This is a genomic window from Methylobacterium sp. SD274 (assembly GCF_017355285.1).
Lineage (GTDB): Bacteria > Pseudomonadota > Alphaproteobacteria > Rhizobiales > Beijerinckiaceae > Methylobacterium.
Genome location: NZ_JADIJP010000012.1, coordinates 122,703 through 145,107 on the forward strand (window position 1 = coordinate 122,703; position 22,405 = coordinate 145,107).

At 66.6% G+C, this 22,405-nt stretch carries 13 protein-coding genes; 5 read left to right on the forward strand and 8 right to left on the reverse strand.

Features of this window, described 5'->3' with window-relative positions:
• Positions 1–340 precede the first annotated feature (340 nt).
• Positions 341–7,753 carry a type I polyketide synthase gene (locus IPV08_RS12710; RefSeq protein ID WP_207412129.1) on the forward strand — a complete coding sequence of 2,471 codons (7,413 nt, stop codon included), beginning with the start codon at positions 341–343 and terminating at the stop codon, positions 7,751–7,753.
• A 66-nt stretch (positions 7,754–7,819) separates the two neighbouring features.
• A complete protein-coding gene (locus tag IPV08_RS12715) occupies positions 7,820–9,193 on the forward strand; it encodes an aminotransferase class I/II-fold pyridoxal phosphate-dependent enzyme (protein WP_207412130.1) in 1,374 nt (457 codons plus the stop codon).
• Positions 9,194–9,369: 176 nt separating this feature from the next.
• Here IPV08_RS12715 and IPV08_RS12720 read toward each other — a convergent pair whose 3' ends face one another.
• From IPV08_RS12720 to IPV08_RS12730, 3 genes are all read right to left on the reverse strand, one after another.
• On the reverse strand, positions 9,370–10,539 hold the full coding sequence (locus IPV08_RS12720; protein ID WP_207412131.1) for a polysaccharide biosynthesis/export family protein: 1,170 nt from the start codon (positions 10,537–10,539) through the stop codon (positions 9,370–9,372).
• A 234-nt stretch (positions 10,540–10,773) separates the two neighbouring features.
• Positions 10,774–12,267, reverse strand: a complete 1,494-nt coding sequence (locus tag IPV08_RS12725) for an LTA synthase family protein (RefSeq protein WP_207412132.1) — start codon at positions 12,265–12,267, stop codon at positions 10,774–10,776.
• Positions 12,267–13,763 (reverse strand): capsular biosynthesis protein, encoded by a 1,497-nt coding sequence (locus IPV08_RS12730; protein WP_348646117.1) that lies wholly within the window; start codon positions 13,761–13,763, stop codon positions 12,267–12,269. The genes IPV08_RS12725 and IPV08_RS12730 overlap by 1 nt, the downstream gene beginning before the upstream one ends.
• A gap of 316 nt (positions 13,764–14,079) precedes the next feature.
• Here IPV08_RS12730 and IPV08_RS12735 point away from each other — a divergent pair, with 316 nt between their 5' ends.
• From IPV08_RS12735 to IPV08_RS12745, 3 genes are all read left to right on the forward strand, one after another.
• Positions 14,080–15,387 (forward strand): capsular biosynthesis protein, encoded by a 1,308-nt coding sequence (locus tag IPV08_RS12735; RefSeq protein WP_207412133.1) that lies wholly within the window; start codon positions 14,080–14,082, stop codon positions 15,385–15,387.
• 117 nt (positions 15,388–15,504) lie between these two features.
• The gene (locus tag IPV08_RS12740) at positions 15,505–16,275 is read left to right on the forward strand and encodes an SDR family NAD(P)-dependent oxidoreductase (RefSeq protein ID WP_207412134.1); all 771 of its coding nucleotides are present in this window, start codon (positions 15,505–15,507) and stop codon (positions 16,273–16,275) included.
• Complete coding sequence (locus IPV08_RS12745) at positions 16,272–17,126, forward strand: formyltransferase family protein (protein ID WP_207412135.1); 855 nt, start codon at positions 16,272–16,274, stop codon at positions 17,124–17,126. Before IPV08_RS12740 ends, IPV08_RS12745 begins: the two co-directional genes overlap by 4 nt.
• 130 nt (positions 17,127–17,256) lie before the next feature.
• Here IPV08_RS12745 and IPV08_RS12750 read toward each other — a convergent pair whose 3' ends face one another.
• The 5 genes from IPV08_RS12750 to IPV08_RS12770 form a co-directional block, all read right to left on the reverse strand.
• Positions 17,257–18,123: a porin family protein gene (locus IPV08_RS12750; RefSeq protein ID WP_056429153.1), complete on the reverse strand. Its 867-nt coding sequence runs from the start codon at positions 18,121–18,123 to the stop codon at positions 17,257–17,259.
• A 378-nt stretch (positions 18,124–18,501) separates the two neighbouring features.
• Positions 18,502–20,154, reverse strand: a complete 1,653-nt coding sequence (gene ettA, locus IPV08_RS12755) for an energy-dependent translational throttle protein EttA (RefSeq protein ID WP_056429151.1) — start codon at positions 20,152–20,154, stop codon at positions 18,502–18,504.
• Positions 20,155–20,462: 308 nt separating this feature from the next.
• On the reverse strand, positions 20,463–20,729 hold the full coding sequence (locus IPV08_RS12760) for a hypothetical protein (protein WP_207412136.1): 267 nt from the start codon (positions 20,727–20,729) through the stop codon (positions 20,463–20,465).
• A gap of 74 nt (positions 20,730–20,803) precedes the next feature.
• Complete coding sequence (locus IPV08_RS12765; protein WP_207412148.1) at positions 20,804–21,655, reverse strand: DNA/RNA non-specific endonuclease; 852 nt, start codon at positions 21,653–21,655, stop codon at positions 20,804–20,806.
• Between the two features lie 80 nt (positions 21,656–21,735).
• On the reverse strand, positions 21,736–21,957 hold the full coding sequence (locus IPV08_RS12770) for a hypothetical protein (RefSeq protein ID WP_207412137.1): 222 nt from the start codon (positions 21,955–21,957) through the stop codon (positions 21,736–21,738).
• Positions 21,958–22,405: the final 448 nt, after the last annotated feature.

The window sequence follows — 22,405 nt, forward strand, 5'->3', positions numbered from 1 at the left end:
TGTCGATTTTTTATTGTAGTAATACAATAATAATTCTGGAAACCGATGGCGCGGTGCGTTAATAATGTTTGATATTATGCCGATGCGGGATAGGTTTGTACAGTTTCAGACGTGCCGTTGAAGTAGCGGCCTATATTGAATGCTGCCGTAATCATGACTGTGTGATTTTTATCAGCCCGTGAAACTATCCGTATCTCGAAATCCCCTCTGTCTCTTTGCTGCAGCAAAGCTGCCATGGGTTGGACACGGTTCCGGCTGCATATTATGCATCCTCACGTCGGTTGTCCGCTGCAGGTGCGAGACGGCGATGTCCTCGATCAAGAGCGTGTGCGAACCGAACGTGATCAAGCGTACAGACATAGCGATCGTCGGCCGTTCGTGCCGGTTGCCCGGCGCTGCAAGCGTCGATGGCCTGTGGCAGCTTCTGAGCGAGGGCCGCTGCGCCGTCGGGCGTATCCCTGACGATCGCTGGTCGTTGGAGCGGTTCGGCCATCCACGCGCGCAGGAGCGCGGTAAGAGTTACACATGGTCGGCAGGCGTTCTGGACGACATCTGGTCGTTCGATCCCGGCGTCTTCGGCATTTCGCCCCGCGAAGCCGAGCAGATGGACCCGCAGCAGCGGCTCCTCCTCGAACTGACCTGGGAGGCCCTGGAGGATGCGGGCCTGCGTCCCTCCGCCGTGGCCGGATCGCAGATTGGGGTGTTCGTCGGCGCCTCGTCCCTCGACTACGGAAACCTGCGCGTCCTCGATACCTCATCGGGTGATGCCTATGCGGCGACCGGCAACACGCTCTCGATCCTGTCCAACCGGATTTCCTACATCTACGACCTGAAGGGGCCGAGCTTCACCGTCGATACCGCTTGCTCCTCTTCGCTCGTAGCGCTCGATGCCGCCGTCGCGGCGATCGCCAGTGGCCGGATCGACACTGCGGTCGTGGCGGGCGTGAACCTGCTCGCCAGCCCCTTCAACTTCATCTGCTTTTCCAACGCGCAGATGCTGTCGCGGACCGGGCTGTGCCAAGCCTTCTCGGCCAATGCCGATGGCTATGTCCGGTCCGAGGGCGGCGTCGTTCTCGTCCTGAAATCGGCGCGGGCCGCTTCGGGCGACGGCGATACCGTGCGTGGCGTCATTGCTGCGAGCGGCGTGAATTCCGACGGCCGGACCACCGGCATCTCCCTGCCTTCCGGCTACGCACAGGGCGCGCTGCTCGAACAGGTCTATCGCGAGGCCGAGATCGATTTCGATGCGGTCGCGTTCGTGGAAGCGCACGGCACCGGCACGGCGGTGGGCGACCCGATCGAGGCCGGCGCCATCGGTGGGAAGATCGGCCGGCCCCGCAAGGAGCCGCTGCCGATCGGCTCGATCAAGAGCAATATCGGACATACCGAGCCGGTCTCGGGCCTCGCCGGTCTTCTGAAGGCAAGTCTCGCCCTCGAGCACGATCTGCTGCCGCCCTCGCTGCATGCGACCGTTCTCAATCCCGACATTCCCTTCACCAAGCTCAATCTCTCGGTGGTCACCGCGCCGCTGGCGATCCCGCGTGGCCGGGGTGAGCGTTTCGCCGGCGTCAACTCCTTCGGCTTCGGCGGCACAAACGCCCACATCGTCCTCACCGACGGCGCGCCGGCCTCGGCCTCGAGCGATGCCGGGCGCGGGCCAGAATTGCTACTTCTCTCTGCCCAGAGCCGCGCCGCGCTGAACGAACTCGCTCTCGACTACGCCGATCGGTTCGAACGCGCAGATTCCGCCGAGACCGTGCGGATCGCCGCCGCCGCCGCTCATCGCCGCGAGCGATTGTCGACCCGCCTCGCCATGCCCATGGACGCAGACCTGCCCGCCACGTTGCGCGCGGTCGCCGATGCCGAGGAGACCGACATCGCCCGGGTCGGCACCGCCGTCGACCGTAGCGCCGAGATCGCGTTCGTCTATTCCGGCAATGGCAGCCAATGGGTCGGGATGGGCCGGGAGGCCTATGACCGCAACGCCATCTACCGGTCGGCCTTCGACCGGATCGACGTCCTGTTCGCCGAGATCTCGGGCTGGTCGCTGAAGGAAGCCCTGTTCGCCGAGGATCTGGCCGAGCGCATGGTCCTCACGCGGGTCTCGCAGCCGCTGATCTTCGCCATTTCCAGCGCTTCGACCACGGCCCTGAAGGCCGCCGGTCTCGTCCCGTCCTACGTGCTCGGCCACAGCGTGGGTGAGATTGCGGCGGCCGAGGGAGCCGGCATCCTGAGCCTGGAACAGGCGGTGAAGGTCATCTTCTACCGCAGCCAGCATCAGGAGACGACGCGCGGCCTCGGCACCATGGCGGTGCTGCTGGCACCCGTGGAGGAGATCGAGATCTTCCTCGAGGATTATCCGAGCCTCGACATCGCCGCCTATAACAGCCCGAAGGCCGTCACCGTGGCGGGCCCGGTCGCCGATATCGACGCGGCCATGAAGGCGCTGGCGCGCAAGCGCCGCCGTGGTCGCAAGCTCGACCTCGCCTACCCCTTCCACGGCCGGCTGATGAACCCGACCGAGAAGCCGCTGCTGCGCGATCTCGCAGGATTGAAGCCGCATCCCGGCACGATTCCCATGGTCTCCACCGTGACCGGGGCCGTGCTGCAGGGCGGGGAGTTCGACGCCGGCTATTGGTGGCGCAACATCCGCGAGCCGGTGCGCTTCTGCGAGGCTGTCCAGGAAGCGACCCGCAAGGGCGCCCGCATCTTCGTCGAGGTCGGCCCAAGGGCGACCCTGCTTCCGCATATCGGCGATTGCATCGAGCCCCTCGGCATCGAGAATGCCACGGTCGGCGTCCTCACCAACAAACCCGTTGGCAGTGACCCCTTCGCCCGCGCCCTGGCCTCGGCCCTCGTCCACGGTGCCGCCGTCGACGAGGCGGCGGTCTTCGGCGAGAACCCGAAGGGCGATGTCGCGCTTCCGACTTATCCCTGGCAGCGTCGGCCGTTCCGGCTGTCGGAGACCTCGGAAGGCGTGGGCGCCGCGACGGCCCGCGCCTATCATCCGCTCTACGGATCGCGCCTTTCGGCCGACGGGCTCGAGTGGAACGGCCATCTCGACATCGCTACGGTGCCGGAACTCGATGACCACCGTATCGACGGCCAAGCGATCCTGCCCGGTGCGGCCTTCATCGAGATGGCTTTGGGTGTCGCCCGCGAGGCGATGCGCAGCGACGACGTCGTCCTCGCCGAGTTCGAAATCCAGTCGCCGATGGTCTTCGGTGAGGACGCCCTCCGCGAAGTCGCCGTGCGGCTCTCGGGCAGCGGCAACCAGATCCAGATCCTCAGCCGGCCTCGGCTGACCCAGGCGGGCTGGCAGTTGCACGCCTCCGCCAAGATCGTGGACGGCACCTTCGCGGCACGTCCCCGGCAGGACATCATCATCCCGGCCGAGAACGCCGTCGAGGGAGAGGGGCTGTATCGTCTCGCAGCCGCCTCAGGTCTCGATTTCGGGCCGAGCTTCCGCCAAGTGGCCCTCAGCGCCCGTGTGGACGAGACCGTGATCGTCTCCGAACTCAAGCCGGCGGAGCCGGATCCGCGCTTCGGCCTCGTGCCGGCGCGGCTCGATGCCTGTTTCCACGGCCTGATCCTGCTCTTCGCCGACCTGTTGGGCGAGGGATCGACCAAGGCCTATGTACCGGTGCGTTTCGGCGAGATCCGGCTGATTCGGCCCGGTGCCGTCATCGCCCGGGCGATGATCCGCACGCGGCGCTGCAACGAGCGCAGCATTCTCGCTGACTTCACCCTGGTGGATGAGGCCGGCGACGTCATCGCGACCCTGCGGGAAGGCCGGTTCCAGGCCTTGCGCGCCAAGTCCGGCCAGGATCTCGCCGCTTATGCCATCGCGCAGAGGTCGGAACTCGCCACGGAGCCGACCGCGATCCCCCTCGATCGCCGCGCCCGCATCGCCGATGCGGTCCGTCCGGGCATCAAGGCGGCTCTCGCGCCCGCCGATGCTGCACTCTCGCCGGGCCATCTTCTCCTCGAAGGCTGGGCCACCTCCCTCGCCTACCGCATGGCCGAAGGGCTGCAGCGCTCGGGCACCGTCGCCATCGACGATCGTGTGCCGGAATCGATGCGGCCCTGGCTGCTGAACGCCCTCTACGCCCTCGAGAGCAGCGGGCTCGCCACCCTCGACGGAACGCGTTGGACTCTGCGCAAGGACGTGACCCTGCCCGCCCCCGACGAGATCATGCGTTGGATCGCGGCCGACCATCCCGAATTGTCCGCCGAACTGGTGCTCACGGCGGATCTCGGCGCCGTCGTCTCCCGCCTCCTCGACGGTGATCTCGCGAGCCAGCCCACCCTGTCGCAGAACGCTCTCGACGCCTTCGTCCTGCGCAGCGCCAGCGCACGCGCATCCTCGGATGTGATCGCCGGTATCCTCGACGGCGCCCGCGCCGACCTTCCGACGGACCGATCCCTGCGCCTGCTTCAGCTCGGGTTCGGGCCGCTCTCGGCCCAGGCGGCCGCCATCGCCGATGGAATCGCCGCGCACCTTACGGTGTTCGAGACCGATCGCCGCCTCGCCGAGCGCGCCCGCCTCGCCCTGCCGCGCGGCGTCACCGTGATCGAGGACGAAGCCGACCTGACGGAAGGCGGCTTCGACGCGATCCTGGCAAGCAACGTCCTGCACCGGACCGAGCGCGGCCTTCTCGGCAAGATCGCCGACGCCCTCGCCACGGGTGGGTTCCTGCTGGCGGTGGAGCCGGGCGCTTCGCTCTTCCGCGACCTCGTCTTCGGTCTGCTGCCCGATTGGTTCGAGAGTCTGGACGGGATGCCCCTGGGACGCCTCGACGACATCACCGGCTGGCAGCGTTCGCTCAGCGATACCGGTCTCGTCCGCGTCGCCGTCGACCGGGCGGTCTCGGCCAATGGCGACGATCTTCTCTTCCTCGCCGAGGCACCGGTACGGGCAAAGGCCTCCACCGGCCAGACCTTCACCTTCATCATCGGGTCGCAGGATTCCTTCGCGGCGGAAACCGCCTCGTCGCTGGCGACGCTCCTCGTCGCCGCCGGTGTCCATGTCTCGATCATCCTCGATTCCGAGCAATCGCTGCTCGAACTCGAACGCGAGACCCCCGATACGGTGGTGTTCCTCGCCGGAGCCTTCGACACCAAGGGCGACGCCGCCGACCGGCTGCGCGAACGCTGCCTCGGTCTCAAGCGCTGCGTCGAACATCTCGGGACCCGTCAGACCCGTCTCTGGGTCATCTGTCCGGGCGCGACGCGTCATGACGGAGACGCCGACGGAGCGGTGGAAGCGGGCCTCTGGGCCTTCACCCGCACCCTCGCCAACGAGGTCGCCACCCTCGACATTCGCCGCATCGATCTCACCGCGGCGATGCCGAGTAAGCAGGCATCAGAGCGCCTGCGTGACGTGATCCTGTCCGGTACGACCGAGACGGAGATCATCCTCGACGCGGACGCCACCCGCGTGATCCGGTTCGCGCCAGGGCAGCTTTCGCGCCGTCCCGCCTCCGATGCCGTAGCGGCTCCAGCCGCGCAGCTGGAACGCAGCGTCACCGGCGGACTCAACGACATGCGTTGGGGACCGGCCGAGCGGCGCACGCCCGGACGCGGCGAGGTCGAGATCGCCGTGGAGGCCACGGGCCTCAACTTCCGCGACGTGCTCTGGGCCCTGTCGATGCTCCCGGAAGAGATCCTGGAGGATGGCTTCGCCGGTCCGCGTCTCGGCCTCGAAGTCGCCGGTCGCGTCGTCTCGGTCGGCAAGGGCGTCGCTGCCTTCAAGGTGGGCGACCCTGTCGTCGCCTTCGCACAATCGGGCTTCTCGACCCATATCGTGGTGCCCGAGCTCGTGGTGGCACCGAGCCCGCCCGGCCTCGACCCGCAGGCGGCGGCCACCGTGCCGGTCGCCTTCCTCACCGCTTATTACAGCCTCGTCAGCTGCGCCCGGCTGCGACGCGGCGAATGGGTGCTGGTCCATGGTGGTGCCGGTGGCGTCGGGCTCGCCGCCCTGCAGATCGCCAAGCTGAAGGGAGCCCGCGTCATCGCCACCGCCGGGTCGCGCGAGAAGCGTGCGCTGGTGAAGGCTCTCGGGGCCGAGCACGTCCTCGATTCCCGCTCCCTCGCCTTCGTCGACGAAGTCCGCCGCATCACGGGCGACGGCGTCGGCATCGTGGTGAACAGCCTGTTCGGCGAAGCGATGGAACGCAGCCTGAACTGCCTGAAGCCGTTCGGTCGCTTCATCGAGCTGGGCAAGCGCGACTATGTCGCCAACACCCATATCGGCCTGCGCCCGTTCCGCCGGAACCTCTCCTATTTCGGCGTCGATCTCGATCAGGTGCTCCAGCACCAGGGCGAGGACGGGGCGCGTCTGTTCCGAGAGGTGATGGCCCTGTTCACGGAAGGCGGCCTCAAGCCCCTGCCGTTCCAGCCCTTCACCGCCGACGAGGTCTCGGACGCGTTCCGGCTGATGCAGCAATCCGGGCATGTGGGGAAGATCGTTATCGCCCCGCCGAAGCCGGGCAGCATCGTGGTCGAGCGCAAGTCCGATTTCCGGGTCTCGTCGGAAGGCGTCCACCTCATCACCGGAGGGCTCGGCGGCTTCGGCATCGAGGCGGCCCGGTGGCTTGCCGACCGGGGAGCCCGTCACCTGGTTCTGGTCGGCCGAAAGGGCGCCTCGAGCCCTGAGGCCAAGCAGGTGGTGGCCGATCTGGCGGTCCGTGGCGTCAGCGTCGCTGCGATGGCCTGCGACATCACCAGTCGCGAGGCGGTGGACGATCTCCTTGCCGAGGTCGAGGGCGATGGCCGCAGGCTCGCGGGCGTGATCCATGGGGCGATGGTGCTGCAGGACGGCCTCATCGCCAATCTCGACGCGGCCGCCCTCGACGCGGTCATCCGACCGAAGGTCGTCGGCGCCGAGCATCTGGATGCCGCCACCCGCGAGCGGCAGCTCGACTACTTCGTGCTGTTCTCCTCGGCCACGACCTTCATCGGAAATCCGGGACAGGGTGCCTACGTCGCCGCCAACGGTTTCATGGAAGGGCTCGCCCGCCGTCGCAAGGCGCTGGGACTGCCCGCCCTCGCGGTCGCCTGGGGCGCGATCGGCGATGTCGGCGTACTGGCGCGCAACCGCGCGGTGATGGAGACCCTGGCTGGCCGCGTCGGCGTGACGCCGATGGATGCCCGCCGCTCCCTCGACCTCATGGCCGAGGCCCTGGAAGGGCAAGGCTCGTCACCCGACGATGCCGTCCTGGCCATTGCCTCGATGCATTGGGGCAAGGCGCGCGAACGTCTCGCGACCATGCGCTCGCCGAGCTACGGCGATCTCGGTTCCGACCAGCAGGCGGAATCCGGCACCGTGACCGCCATCGATATCGGTGGTTTGCTCAAGAGCCTGGACCTCGATGCGGTGCGCAAGACCGTGTCCGATGCCATCGTAGAGGACATTGCCCGCATCCTGCGTCTGCCCAAGGACGATATCAGCCGTGTCCGCCACCTCTCCGAGATCGGCCTCGACTCGCTGATGGGTGTGGAACTGGGCGCCAGCCTGCAGGAGCGCTTCGCCCTCGATGCGCCGCCTTCGGGTATCTCCTCGGGCCTGACCGTCGTCGAACTGGCCGAAACGCTGATCCAGTCCGTGGCGGCGCCGGTCGATGAGGCCTCGGCGGCGGTGATGAGCCTCGCCCAGCGCCATGCCAGCGAAGGCGTGGATGTCCGCACACTCGAGCCGTTCCACGAGCTCGTCGAGCAGAACAGTCTCCAGATCAAAGAAATTCTGCCATGATCCGCGCGGCCGGCCGAAAGGCCGGTCGCGTTCGGCGGCATCGGTCAATCGGAAGATTCAACACGCATGAGTAATCCAGCCCGCCCCGACGGCGGCCGCGCGGCGCTCGCGGGCTTCGTCACCAACCGGCTCGGCCGCAATGCCAACCGGCAGGCCCCGCCCCGCCCCGAGGCGAAGGCCACGGACGCATCGGTACAGAAATTCGAGACCCTGCCGGGCTACCGCGAGTTGCGGCTGCAGCGCTCGGCCGCCGACCTGATCGGCCTCGGCAACCCGTTCTTCCGGGTCCACGAGACCAGGGCGGGCGCCACGACGCGTATCGCCGGCAAGGGCTTCGTCAATTTCTCGTCCTACGATTATCTCGGGCTCAACGGACATCCCGACGTCAGCGAGGCGGCGCGCAGGGCCATCGACGAGTTCGGCACCTCGGCCTCCGCGAGCCGGATCGTTGCCGGCGAGCGCCCAGGCCATATCCGCCTCGAACAGGCGCTGGCCGATCATTACGAGACCGAAGCCTGCGTCGTGATGGTGAGCGGCCATGCCACCAACGTCACCACGATCGGCGCCTTGCTGGAACCCGGCGACGTGATCTTCCACGATGCGCTGAGCCATAACAGCATCGTCACCGGGGCCCAGCTCTCGGGAGCCCAGCGTCGCTCCTTCGCCCATAACGATCTCAACGCCCTGGAGACCCTGCTCGGCGCCACGCGCCACGAGCATCGCCGCGCACTGATCGTGGTCGAAGGCCTCTACAGCATGGACGGGGATGCGCCGGACCTCGCCGGCCTCGTCGCCCTGAAACAGCGCTACGATGCCTGGCTGATGGTGGACGATGCACACGGGCTCGGCGTCCTCGGCCGTACGGGAACCGGGCTCGCCGAGCATTGCGACGTGGATCCGCGCCTCGTCGATATCTGGATGGGCACGCTCTCGAAGACCCTGTCGTCCTGCGGCGGCTACATCGCCGGCCCGGCGGCCCTGATCGAGTACCTGAAATGCACGGCCGGGGGCTTCATCTACAGCGTCGGCCTGTCCCCGCCGCTGGCCGCCGCCGCCGAGGCGTCCCTTGCCCTGATGCAGGCCGAGCCGCACCGGGTCGAGCGACTGCGCCAGAACGGCCACCTGTTCCTGTCATGCGCCAAGAAGCATGGGCTCGATACCGGAACGAGCCTCGGCCTCGCCGTGATTCCCGTCATTGTCGGCGATTCGCTGAAATCGGTCACCTTGTCGGACCGCCTGTACAAGCGCGGCATCAACGTGCAGCCGATCATCCATCCGGCGGTGCCCGAGCGCTCTTCGCGCCTGCGCTTCTTCATCACCTCCGAACACACGCCGGAGCAGATCCGCGAGACAGTGACGGCCGTGGCCGAGGAACTCGCGGAGATCGAGAAGGGCGGCTCCCTCATCGAGCAGCTGATGGCCAAGCGCGGCAAGCCCTGAGAGCACCCTGCCCGGCTCCGCCGTGCAGACGGCGCGGCATCGCCCGCGACGGGTGTGATCCTGAGGCCGGCACCATCGGCCGGATGGCGCGACCCCGAAGCCGGGGCCGCCGCTTCGCGGGGGGGCGCCCGTAACGGTCGAGCGATCCGCCGATCCGCGATTACAGGCCTTCCCCTTCAGAAGGCACCGCCAACGCGGACGCCGGTCGTGATCGGCTGGGACGCGGCGGCGAAGACTGAGAGAACCTTCTTGATCTCGGTGAACGGCGCGTTCGAGACGTAGACCATATCGCGGTTGCGCATGCGGAAGGCCTGGGTGAGGAACAGGCTGTTCGGGTCGCGCATGTCGAACCGATAGACCACAGGGACGAGCGGCGTACCGAGAAGGGGGCTTCCGGGCTTCAGGCGACGGACCACCGGCGCCGGCTCGAAGCGGAACAGGAACGTGCCGGTCGGGTCGGCATCGGCATCGCTCTGGCCGCGCGCCTTGGCCAGCGCCTGCGCCAAAGTGATGCCCTCGGCCTGGAACGGGATTTCATTCGACGAGCCCAGGGCCCCGATGGCCAGGAAGGTCTGGGGATCGCGCACCAGGGTGAGGTTGTCGTTGGGGCGCAGGTAGATGTTCTCTTTGGGGTTCGACACCACCGTCGTCAGCGGCACCGTTGCCGTCCTGCCGTTGCGCGACAGACGCACGAAGGTTTCGCTGACCGGGGCTTTCACACCACCGGCGGTGGCGATGACGTCGAGGATGCGATCGCCCTGGGTGCCGAGCGGGACGCGGGCACCCCCCACCGCCTCGCCGCCTACCGTGACGGATTGCGAGACCGGGCGGCTCACGGTGACGATCACCTGAGGCTGGATCGCCTTGCCGGCGAGCTCGGTCTCGATCAGCGACTGGACGTCCTGGGCGCGGCGCCCCGCGACCTTGATCCGGCCGGCATAGGGGACCGAGATCGCGCCATCGCGTGAGACGACCTGCTCGGGCAGCTGCGCCGCCTTCGAGCCGGCGGACATCGAGTTGACCGTGAGCGGTCCGGAATAGAGGCCACCCGATCCGGCTTCGAACACCGAGACGGCCACGGCGTCGCCAATGCCGATCACCGCTTCCGAGGGCATGCGTCCATCCCCGAACGAGGAGAGCAGGCTGTCGAGGGGTCGTCCGCGCAGGGCCTCCACCACCGCGGCGTTCACGTCGATGAACTCGTAGCGGGCGAACGTCCCCTCGCTCGTCGTTTGATCCGCGCCGTCCACCACGGCCGAGGTCGACGGACCGGCGGCGGGCAGGAAGGCGTTGCAGCCGGACACCGTGACGGCGATGGCAATGGCCAGGGTGGCTTTGGGAAACATCGAACTCTCCTAGACCCGCCCCCGCGACGAGTGCCTTGTCAGATCACGTGTCGGGTCGGCGGATACGCACCGTCCGTCATCTCCAGTCTCGCTGGCTGGCCACGTGGGCCTGTGCGAGAGCGGACCTTTCGAACGGTCCACCATTCATAGCGTCAAAACTCTTCGATCGTTTAACGATCGCTCTACTATCGCATGGTCGAGCCGATGCGCGGTCTCGCGTCGGTCACGTTCGTGTCAGTACGATGGTGAGGCGATAGCCGATCCGGCCTCGTCTGCCGAGCGCTCCCCGATGCGGAATCGGAGGAAACGACCGAGTCCGTCAGCGCTCATATCGATGCGCTGCGGCGTTTCCCTGAACGCTCCGAAGCCGAAGATCGCGTAATCGGTAGCTGTATCGCCGAAGCCGGGCGTGCAGGTCGGCAGGGATGGGGCGTGATCGCCATAGACGCACAGGATCGCATCGCGCCCTTCTAGACCTTCGATCAAGGTCTCGACGGCCCGGCCGGTATGGGCCACGTGGTGGAGATACTGGTCCAGCGGCTCGGTGATGCCGTCGAGCCGCCCGGGTTTCCACGGCCCATGGTTCTCCATGGTCACGGCGAAAACGAAGACGGGCTCTTGCACCGCATCGACCTCCGCCAGGATGCGGGCCATGACGGCCTCATCGGCGATATAGGGCCCGATTCTCGCGGCCCCGATGAAATCATCCTCCATCACCAGCCGGGTGAAACCGAACCGCCGCATCACCTCGGCGCGCTGGAAGAAGTCGCGGTGGAAGGGATGCACGAACACGGTGGCGTACCCTGCCCCCGATGCAAGCCGGGCAAGGCTCGTCGGTTCGTCGCCACCGCCGCTGAGATAGGGATCGTAGCGCCCGAACCCGAGGCTTTCCGGTTCTCGTCCGGTGAGGAGGGCGTGCTCCGTCCGCATCGTGTAGGCACCGTGGGCCGGGACCGTCAGCCGGCCATAGCGCGAGGCACGGTGGCGGATCGTCTCCATCAATGGCAGATCCGGACCGCCGAGCCGGGCTGGATCGACGAAGGATTCGAGCTGGACGACGACAATGACCGGTGCCGGAGCGGCCGGTCCGGGCGCAGCGGTATCGTCCGGTTCGGGAGCCGGCACGTCGCTCGTCCAGCGCAGGGTATAGGCGATGATCGTGGCCGGCAGCCCGTAGCGGGCGCAATCCGCGTCGAGATCGGGTCGGGGAAACCGGGTCGCGAGCCATGGCGCCGCCATTCCTGTGGCGAGGCCGGAGGCCAATCCGACCAGGAGGCAGGGCAGACCGATAAGCGAGACGACGGCGACGCTCGGCTCTTCAGGCAGCGCGCTGGGCTCGATCCAGTACCACAGGGCGACGACGGCGAGGCTTGCCCCGAGGGGGATAGCCATGCGCGGGTCGGTGATCGGTCTCGTATAATAGAGGTCCGGATGGCGAGGCACCTGGCGCAACAGGGCGAAATCGCTGAAGACCAGCGGCTCGCCGATCACCGCCTGCTTCAACCGGCTGACCACGACCAGGATCGCGACGGTGAGCAGGCAGGAAAAGGCTGCGAGCCAGGGGCGCCAGGAGAAGCAGAACCAGAATATCGTCAGGAGCGCATAGCCGCCAAGTCGTACGGCCAGCTCGCTGGGGCGTCTGCCGATGGGCCGCCGGCCCGCACCATCCCACGCCTCGATGGCGAGGGAGCCGATCAACGCCAGGGTGAGAGCGGCGAGCAGAGTCATCACTTGTCGCCGCCTCGTCCGATCCCCCGCCGCGCCCGGATCAGGCGGACGATGGGGTTCAGAACAGCGTAGCGTAGGCGCATGACGGTCTGTGCCCTGCGGCTGAGGGCGAGCTTCGAGGGGGGAGCGGCCTCTCGGCTCTGGCTCAGCCGCTCGAGGAGTTGCTCGGGCGTGCACGGCTTCATCGCCACGGGATCGAGATAGAGCGGGTAGACGAGAAGCGCTCCTGCGACGAGTTCGTCGAGGGCGAGCCGCCGCCCCCTGTCGGCGCCCGGTGCGAGATCCTCGGTGAGCCCCCAGCCGGCATAGAAGGGCCGGCCATGGACCGCCACGCTCAAGCCCCGGATCAGGGCCTCGAATCCGGCAAGCGAGGTCATCGTCTCCACATGGTGCGCCCGGTCGAGGAGGTCGACGATGGAGAGCCCCGCCACGATCCTGTCGGCCACGGCCAGAACCTCGGCCTCCGGGATCGCGCCCGGCCGGAAGCCGGCCTCCACGTCAGGATGCGGTTTATAGAGCAGGAATGCCCCCGGATTACGGCTGCGGGCCGCGCGCAGGAGTTCGAGATTCGAGCGGACATGCGGTGAGCCGTGGCGCACCGAGGCATCGTCCTCGACCTGCCCCGGCACCAGCACGATGCGCCGATCCTCGGGCCAACCCGATGCATCTCCGGCGAGCCCGACATTGTATTTCGTCAGGCGCCGTTCCACCACGAGCCGGCGCAGGAGCGAGGCCCTGGCCACGAGCTCGGGCGAGAAATCCGCGTTCTTCAGGATGCGAGCGAGGCGGCTTTCGGTGCGGGGGTCGTAATAGATGCCGCTGTCATCCACGACGATAGAAGCGCCCGGCTGTAGGCTCGCTCCAAGCCCCACCGACCGCAGGAATCCGTCCTCGATCCGGGCCAGGGGAATACCGTGCTCCGCGCAGAGCGACGGCAAATGTGCCGGCATCCGCGTCGCCCAGGCGAGGATGCGGGCCTTTCCGGCTTGTCCCCTGCTCCTCGCCTTCGCCACCGCCTCCTCGGCATTCATGGCGTAAACGGGCTTACCCGCCGGTCCGCCGACGAAGACATCGAGGGCCGGCCGCTTCCAGCGCGAGATTCCGACGAGGACGGTGAGGCTCTCGTTGTCGCGGAACCGGCGCTCCAGCCAGGCCACCCGATCGCGGCATTCGTCGAGGGTGATCGGCTGCCGAGTCCAAGGGTCGAACGCGTGGATCCCGGCCTCGCCGCCGAACGGAACTCCGTCAAAGGTGAAGCGCAGGCTGGACAGACCCCTTTCGGGAGAATCGTAGGGGCTGAGCAGAGGCCCCGGTTCGACGGTAAGGACCCGGCGACCCGCCATTTGCAGGCACCGCCCGGCAAGCCCGCGCCGTCCCCAGATCACACCGATGGCGCCCGGAGCCCAGGCTTGAGCGAAGACGAGACCGGTCACGGATTCGATCTCGACTCGCAGAGCCCGAATCGGCCGGCTCGTGGCAAGCAGCGGCCGGGGCACCGACGAGGCGGCCGGGGGGAAAGGTGGCGAAAGCTCGGGCAATGGTTATGGCGGATCCGGTTATGCGGGGCCGCAGGCATACGACGATCCGCGCCGTCACGCGATGCGATCTCGTGGGAGAACGGGCAATCGGAGCGTTCGAGTTCGGGATCTCAAAGGCGTCGCCAGCGCGTCATGTTGCAGACACATCACGCGGCCAGGAATTCCGTTAAGGACCCCGTGCTACCCAATTGCCGCAATGCACCATCCGTGCGATCAGGGCTCTCACGTGCCCATTCGACACGCCCTCGCCGGGCGCAGGAGCAAGCACTTCCGCATGTTGCCGACACGCGTAGACACGACACGCGAGAGGCCAGCGACCTTCCTGTTTCTGCAGGGGATCGCGTCGCCCTTCTTTGCGGATCTCGGCCAAGCGCTCCTCAAGCGCGGCCATCGGGTTCGACGTATCAACTTTTCATCGGGCGACTGGCTGTTCTGGCGCCTCGGCTCCGACAATTATCGCGGCCCTCGCGACGGCTGGGACGCCTATATCGCCGGCTATATCGTCGAGCACGGCGTGACCGATATCGTCCTGTTCGGCGATTGCCGGCCCTATCACGTCGCGGCGCGAGAGGCCGCAAGCCCCCTCGGCGTTCGTATCCACGTGTTCGAGGAAGGCTATCTGCGGCCGAACTGGGTCACGTGCGAACTCGGCGGTGTCAACGGCCATTCCTCGCTGCCTCGCTGTCCCGATGAGATCCGCGCCATCGCCCGGCGCCTGCCGCTGGCCGGCCGCGCTATGCCGGCGAGCGGTGACATGGCCCGGCGCAGCCTGTGGGATGTGGCCTACAACGTCGCCAATATCGGCTTTCCCTATTTCTTCCCGCATTTCCGCAGCCACCGGCCGATTCACATCGCGGCGGAATATGTCGGTTGGATCAAGAAGTTCGCCGGCCGGGCCAGTACACGCCGCCAGGCGCGGGAACTCAATGAGATCTATCTGGCGCGCAAGCACGAGTATTTCCTGCTGCCATTGCAGCTCGACAGCGATTACCAGATTCGCATCCACTCGCCCTTTCTGGGGGTCGAAGGGTTCATGGACCGGGCCATCGCGTCCTTTGCCGCCCATGCCAACACCGCCGCGCGCCTACTGATCAAGCTTCACCCCCTCGACAGCGGGCTGGTCAATTGGCGCAAACACGCCAGGAACTCCGCCCGGCGTCATGGCGTGGAAGACCGGCTCGATTTCATCGATGGCGGCGACCTCCCGAACCTCATCGCCGGCAGCCGAGGCGTCGTCTTGGTGAACAGCACGGTGGGGATGCTGTCCCTGGAGCTCGGCCGTCCGACGGTCGCCGCGGGTGATGCGATCTACAACATACCCGGCCTCACGCATCAGGGTGGGCTCGATACCTTCTGGACGAAGCCGGAAGCTCCCGACATGCAGCTGGTCGCGGATTTTCGTCGGGTCGTCTTGCATCGGACCCAGGTGAATGGCGGATTCTTCTCCCGTCCGTCGATCGACCGAGCCGTGGCGGGGAGCGTCTCGCGCCTCGAAGCCCGTCTGCCTGCACCGGCCCTGGCCGCCGCAAGGGTGATTCGCGAGCGCACGACGACGACGCCGGAACTCGCGCCGGTCTACTGACGGAGCGCCGCCGGGCTTCGACTCATTCCGGGGACGGTGCGCCTTCATATCGGCACGGCATCATCTTGTCCGAGAACGGGTTCCCGCTTGCCAGGGTGATGCTCTAGAACAGGCCTCATGCCCGTCATTCTCATCACCGGTGCGTCGAGCGGTATCGGCGCGGCTCTGGCCCGGCATTACGCTGCACCCGGCACGCATCTCGTTCTGAATGCGCGTGGCATCGACAGGCTGAATACCGTCGCCGCCGTATGCCGCGACCTCGGCGCAACCGTGGCGACCCGGTCCCTCGACGTGCGCGACAGGCAGGCCGTGGGCGAATGGCTACGCGAGACGCACGCGGTGACGCCCCTCGATCTCGTCATCGTCAATGCCGGCATCAATGGCGGCCATCCCGGTGGGGATATCGAGACCGAGGCGATGGCGTTCGAGACCGTCGACGTCAATCTCAACGGCGCACTAAATGTCGCCCTACCCTGCGTGACCCTGATGCTGGCGCGCGGGAGCGGCCAGATCGCCCTGATCTCGTCTCTCGCGGCCTTCGCGCCCTTGCCCGACGCACCGGCCTATAGCGGCACCAAGGCGGCCTTGCTCGCCCACGGATTGGCGCTGCGCGCCAAGCTCGGTCCGCGTGGCGTCCGGATGAACGTGGTGACTCCCGGTTACGTGAAAACCACCATGGGTGGGGATTACGAGGGCTGGCGTCCGATGGAGATGAGTGCCGAGGAGGCGGCTGTCCGCATCGCGCGCGGCCTCGCCCGCGACCTCGACATCATCGCCTTCCCAGAGCCCCTCGCCTCCCTGGCACGAGGATCGGCCTTGCTGCCGGAGAGCCTGCGACGCCGCTCCATGCGCGGTTTCCGGTTCAAGGTCGGGCGTAGCAAGCGATGACGCGCCCCCGTATCGCATTGTTCGTGCTCGAAGCGTTGCCGAATGCCCGTGCCGCCCGCCAGTTCGTGCAGGACCATGCCGGCGACATCGCCTTTGTCGGGCTGTCGAATGCGGAGCGTCCGAACTCGGGTGGTCTCACCGGCCAGGTCCGGCGCCACCTCGCCCGGTCCGGCCCGGCATTCCTGCCCTATCTCGCGGTGAATTTCGGCCTGCCCGATCTGCTGGCTCCGGCATCGGGAATGCTGCGGCGCTTGACGGGGGCTGGACATGTGGCCACTGCGACGCCGCTCAAGGCATTGTGCCGGACGCTTGGTATTCCGACTCTCCGCATCGATGACGTCAACGGATCGGATGTGGTCCAGGCCTTCGAGGCCCATGTGCCGGACCTCATCGTCGCGTTCCATTTCGACCAGATCTTTTTCGCCGCGACCCTGGCATTGGCGCCGCTTGGAGGAATCAACGTCCATCCCGGCCTGCTGCCGCGCCATCGTGGGCCGGTGCCGACGATCCACGCGCTGGCAGAGGAGGTTCCCGGCTTCGGCGTCACGATCCATCGCTTGACGCCAGCAATCGACGCGGGGGCGATCCTCGCCCAGGAAGCATCGGACTTTCCGTCCGGCACCACCGCCACCCGCGCGGCGATCCTGCTGCACGAGAGGGGGCGCGTCCTCCTCGATGGGGTGCTCGACGATCTCGCCGCAGGTATCCTAGGCGAAGGCATGGTGGCGGAGGCCCTGCCCTACTGCCCGTTCCCGGACCGGGCGCTGCTGGCGGGTCTCGCGAGACAGAACCGAAAGCTCGTCGATGGCGCCGATCTGCGAGCCGCGTTGAGCGTGCACGCGACGACTTGAATGCGCCCACCGGCCGGAGCAGCTGGATTGATGTCATGAACAAACGGCCCGGTCCTGGGGACCGGGCCGTTTGATGGCTTTCGCTGTCGTTCTACTGCCGAAGCGAAGACCGCTCCGGCAGAGTCGGACCTCAGAGGCCGCCGAACTTGTAGTTGAATCCGGCCTTGATGAGGTTGCCCTCGGTGCTGAAGCGCGAGGTGTAGGAACCGGTCGAGGGAGCGCCGAGGCCGGTGTTGTTCACCAGGACGTTGCGGCTGCCGAGGTCGTAATGCAGGTACTCGGCCTTCAGCGTGATGGCGCTGGCGCCGATGAAGCTGCCGATGAAGTTGAACCGGTTGAGGAAGCTGTCGGTGGGGATCGCCCACTCGATGCCGCCGCCATAGGCGTAGCCGGTCTCCATGTCGTTGTAGCGGCCGGCATAGGCCAGAGCGCCGGCGCCGTTGAAGAAGTTGGCGCCGTAATTTACGTTGCCGTAGGCGAAGCCGCCGGTGCCGTAGACGAGGACCGTGTCGAAGGCGTAGCCGATGCGGCCCTGGACGGTGCCGAGGTAGTCGAGGCGCTGGCGCAGATTAGCGGGATTGAGGGGGCCTCCAACCGTGCTGCTGGGGCCGAAATAGGCGTAGCTCTTGCTGATGTCGGTCCAGGTCACGTCGGCGTTGACGCCGAGGACGAAGCCCGAACCGGGGGTCAGCTGATAGTTGTAGCCGATGCCGCCGCCGACATTGCCGATACCGTCCTGCTCGGAACGGAACGTGCCGGGGCGACGGTCCAGACGCACGTTCTCGCGCGTGTTGAATTCGTTGCCGGTGGTGCGGATCGTCTGATCGTCGCTCCAGGCGTAGGAGCTGTGGGTGCCGAGATAGAAGCCGGTCCAGGTGAAGACCGGGACGGGCGAGAAGACCGGCGGGGGAGCGGCGCGGCGCGGAAGATCCGCGGCCGAAGCGGCGCCGGCCAGAAGAACGGAGGCGGTACCGGCGAGAAGAAGCTTCGCGATCATGATGAGGATGTCCGTGGGGGCTGACCTTGAGGTCAAATTAGCCCCTCTCAAACGGCTCGCCTATGACCCCCGAGCCACACCCTAACGTAGAAACGAGCGTCGTCGGCCGATCTCCATCGATACGGAGGCGGCGCCCTTAGAAATTTCGTTCGACGGGGCGAAAAAACGAAGACATCGAGATCGGTAACGTTTCGATCACCTTTGCTTCAACGCTGACCCCCCTGCCGACATCGTGCCGGTCTTAGGTGAAGACCGGGGTGAGTTCTGCAGGGCTTGGCAAGAACAATGCCGCTACCCGATCGATAAGGTGCGGCATCGTCGCCTTGGTCTCCCGACGGGCCATACGAAAACGGCCCGGTCTTGGACCGGGCCGCGTCGTCAGCGCGAAAACTTCTTGTACTTAATCTTCTTCGGCATGAGGGAATCGGCACCGAGGCGGCGCTTCTTGTCCTCCTCGTAATCCGAGAAGTTGCCCTCGAACCATTCCACATGGCTCTCGCCCTCAAAAGCGAGGATGTGGGTCGCGATGCGGTTCAGGAACCAGCGATCGTGGCTGATGATGACGGCGCAGCCGGCATAATCCTCCAGCGCCTCTTCCAGCGCCCGCAGGGTTTCCATGTCGAGATCGTTGGTGGGCTCGTCGAGCAGCAGCACGTTGGCGCCGCCCTTGAGCGTGCGGGCCAGATGCACGCGGTTGCGCTCACCGCCCGACAGCGTCCCAACCTTCTTCTGCTGGTCGGAGCCCTTGAAGGCGAAGGCCGCGCAATAGGCGCGGGAATTGATCTCGCGCTTGTTGAAATAGATGATGTCGTTGCCGCCCGAGACCTCCTGCCAGACCGTGGCGCCGGGATCGAGGGCGTCGCGCGACTGGTCGACATAGCCGAGATGCACGGTCTCGCCGACGGAGATAGTGCCGCCGTCGGGCTTCTCCTGGCCGGTGATCATCTTGAACAAGGTGGTCTTGCCGGCGCCGTTCGGCCCGATGACGCCGACGATACCGCCGGGAGGCAGCTTGAACGAGAGGTCCTCGATCAGCAAGCGGTCGCCGAACGCCTTGTTGAGGTGCTCGAACTCGATGACGTTGTTGCCGAGGCGCTCGTCGATCGGGATGACGATCTGGGCCGAAGCGTCGATCTTGTCCTGCGACTTCGCCACGAGCTCCTCGTAGCGGGTGATGCGGGCCTTCGACTTCGACTGGCGGGCCTTGGGCGAGGCCGAGATCCATTCCTGCTCGCGATTGATGGCGCGCTGGCGCGCCATGTCCTCACGGCCTTCCTGGGCGAGGCGCTTCTGCTTCTGAATCAGCCAGGCCGAGTAGTTGCCCTCGTAGGGGTAGCCGCGGGTACGGTCGAGTTCGAGGATCCAGCCGGTGACGTTGTCGAGGAAGTAGCGATCGTGGGTCACGATCAGGATCGCGCCGGGATATTGCTTCAGGTGGCCTTCGAGCCAGTTCACCGTCTCGGCGTCGAGATGGTTGGTGGGCTCGTCGAGGAGGAGCAGTTCCGGCTCCCAGAGCAGCAGCTTGCAGAGCGCCACGCGACGGCGCTCGCCGCCCGACAGGGTGGCGACCGGCTGCTCGTCGCTGGGGCAGCCGAGGGCCTCCATGGCCTGATCGACCTTCGAGTCGAGTTCCCACAGATCCTTGGCTTCGATCTGGTCCTGGAGGGCGGTCATCTCGTCCGCCGTCTCCTCGGAATAGTTCATCGCGAGTTCGTTGTAGCGGTCGAGCAGCGCCTGCTTCTCGGCGACGCCCTCCATCACGTTCTCGCGCACCGACTTGTTCGGATCGAGCTGCGGCTCCTGTGGCAGGTAGCCGACGCGGGCGCCCTGGGCGACGAAGCCCTCGCCGGTCCACTCGGTGTCGATGCCGGCCATGATCTTGAGCAGGGTCGACTTGCCCGAGCCGTTGATGCCGAGCACGCCGATCTTGGCGTCCGGATAGAACGACAGGTTGACGTTATCGAGGATCTTCTTGCCGCCGGTATAGGTCTTGGTCAGACCCTTCATGTGGTAGATGAATTCGCGCGCCATGAGCGTCCGGTATCCTTGACTATTGCTGGGCGGCGCGGCGCTTGGGCGCTTGATCGGCCGCCGGAAATGGCGTGAATGGGGCTCGCCGCCGAGGTCGCGCGCCATGAGGGCGGCGCGCGTTGCTCTTGTCTGCCCGGTCCGTCCCACGTGCGGTGGCATCGAACGGCGTCGTGCCATCCTTGAAACCGCACCGCGTCGGACAATGGTTGGACCTACCAGGGCGGCGGGTCAGCGGCAAGAACGGGTATGGTCCGCTAGGGGAGCGGAAGAGCCCTTTCTGCGCAGGGTCGAAGCTGCGCCGAAGCGGCTCACGCGAAAGGGTTCTCGACTTTGCGCGTGTTCGAGGCCGTTCGCGCCACCTCGTCCGGTAGGTCGGCCGCTTCGAGCACGGCGACGATCGCCTCTGCGATGGTTCTGAGCCTGCGCGCCCGTTCCAGCCCCACTTTGTCCCGTGAGAGGTCGAGGCTGCCGTGAATGGCGATCGCCAGGGTGCCGTTCTCCACCGAGAGGCCCCCGACGGTCTCGACCGTGGCGTCATCCGCGAAGGGCGTGAAGGCGTCAGGTTCCGCCCTCATCGTGGGCGCTCCGGTCTCCGCCGCCCTTGTCTCATCCGGCTTCGTCATATCCGCCTCTCGTCTCGTTCGAGCGTTCAGAAGATCGACTTTAGAAACTCGCGAAGCACACGCCGCGCGATCCGCTCGAGGGTTGCAAGGGCCCATTCCTCGAAGCTCGGCTCATCGCGCGTGCGCCCTTTCGGTCGCCCACCCGCCGTGTCGCCCCGGGAATAGGTGCGCGGTTCGGGCAGGTCCATCATGGAAGCGACGAGCCCGGGAAAGACGTCGATCCCCGAGAGCGTCGTCAACTCGCCGAGCGGGATCGACCGCCAGTCCGCATCGGCGCGGTTCGGCACGAGATAAGCCGCCGCCTCGCCGCGGGCCGGATCGTACACCGCCTTGAACAGCGACGTCGGCACCAGGACACGCCCGTCGAGAGAGTCGATGCTCGTGCCCGCATAGATCGTCCCGGTGACGACGAAGATCTGCCCCCGCGCCATGGCGAGGCGTCGGACGCTCTCCTCGATCGCAGCCCACAGGCCCCGGTTCAGGGCACGGTCCTGGGGCACCACATTGGCCAGGGTGAAGGATTCGGCTTGCGCCGACTCACTCGGCATGTCCCCGGCAGGCGCCATATGGCCCCGGTCGAAGCCACTACGGACATAATCGTCGAGCCGGGCGCGGCTAGCCACCGGCAGTCGGTCTTCCTCGTGGAAGGAATCGGTCCGATCGACGATGCGCGCCGCAGCGACGCTCGCCCGCGTCAGATGTTCGGAGGCGTAGACGGGGGTGCGCGACACGCCCGAATGCAGCACCGCGAAAGCCTCGTAGCAGAGGCTCGTCGTCTCCGCGGCGAGCTTGCGGTTGACGATCACCGGTACCTGCCCGCGAGCGAACAGGGAGGGGCAGGCGACGCCTGCCCGGCTCTCCTCCGCCGAAACCAACATTCCGACGAACAGGAACGCCGCCGCATGTGGCAGCCGCCTGAGGCGTACCCTCGGCGAGGCGGCTTCCGGGAGGATGACCCTCAATAGCAGACCCGGACCTTGCGCGTGCCGGAGGGGGTCGGACGCCAGCGATAGCCACAGGGCCGGCCGAGCGTTCCCTCGAAGGGGTGGACCCGCCGGTCGGGCTGCTGCGACGCACCGGGATGGCTGCACCCATCGAGCCTGTCGCATGGGAGCTTGAATTCGAAGACCGGCGCCGGGACGCCGTCCCAGAAGCCCTGGCGGGATCGGGGAGACGCCACCGATGGTTCAGGACAAAGCGTCACACAGGCAGAAAGGCCCAAGAGCACCATCGCGGACAGGGGTCGACAACAGGTCATTCGGGCTCGCCGTGAAGTCATCGCCGTGCGAAAAGCCAATCTTCGACATTGATCGATCAGCCACAAATCCTTACCTCCTTCGGCCGTTCCAGGCACCAAATGCGTGGGGCACGGCCAGAAGACTCGATATGGCGGCGTGGCATTGACCGACGGTAGCGTTATAATGCGCGTTGGTCACGGCGGCCACGCTGTATGAAAGTCGCCAAAGCCAGGATCGACGGATGTCTCGCCCGAAGCCGATAGCGGCAGGTGGGGCGCGCTGTCGATCGGTTACCTGATTCAAAGAAGTGAGTGAGCCATTGTCACGGATAGAAACCTCGATCCTCGACGGGCTTGACGAGACGTCTGCTCTTCGCGCGCTTCCCGAGAA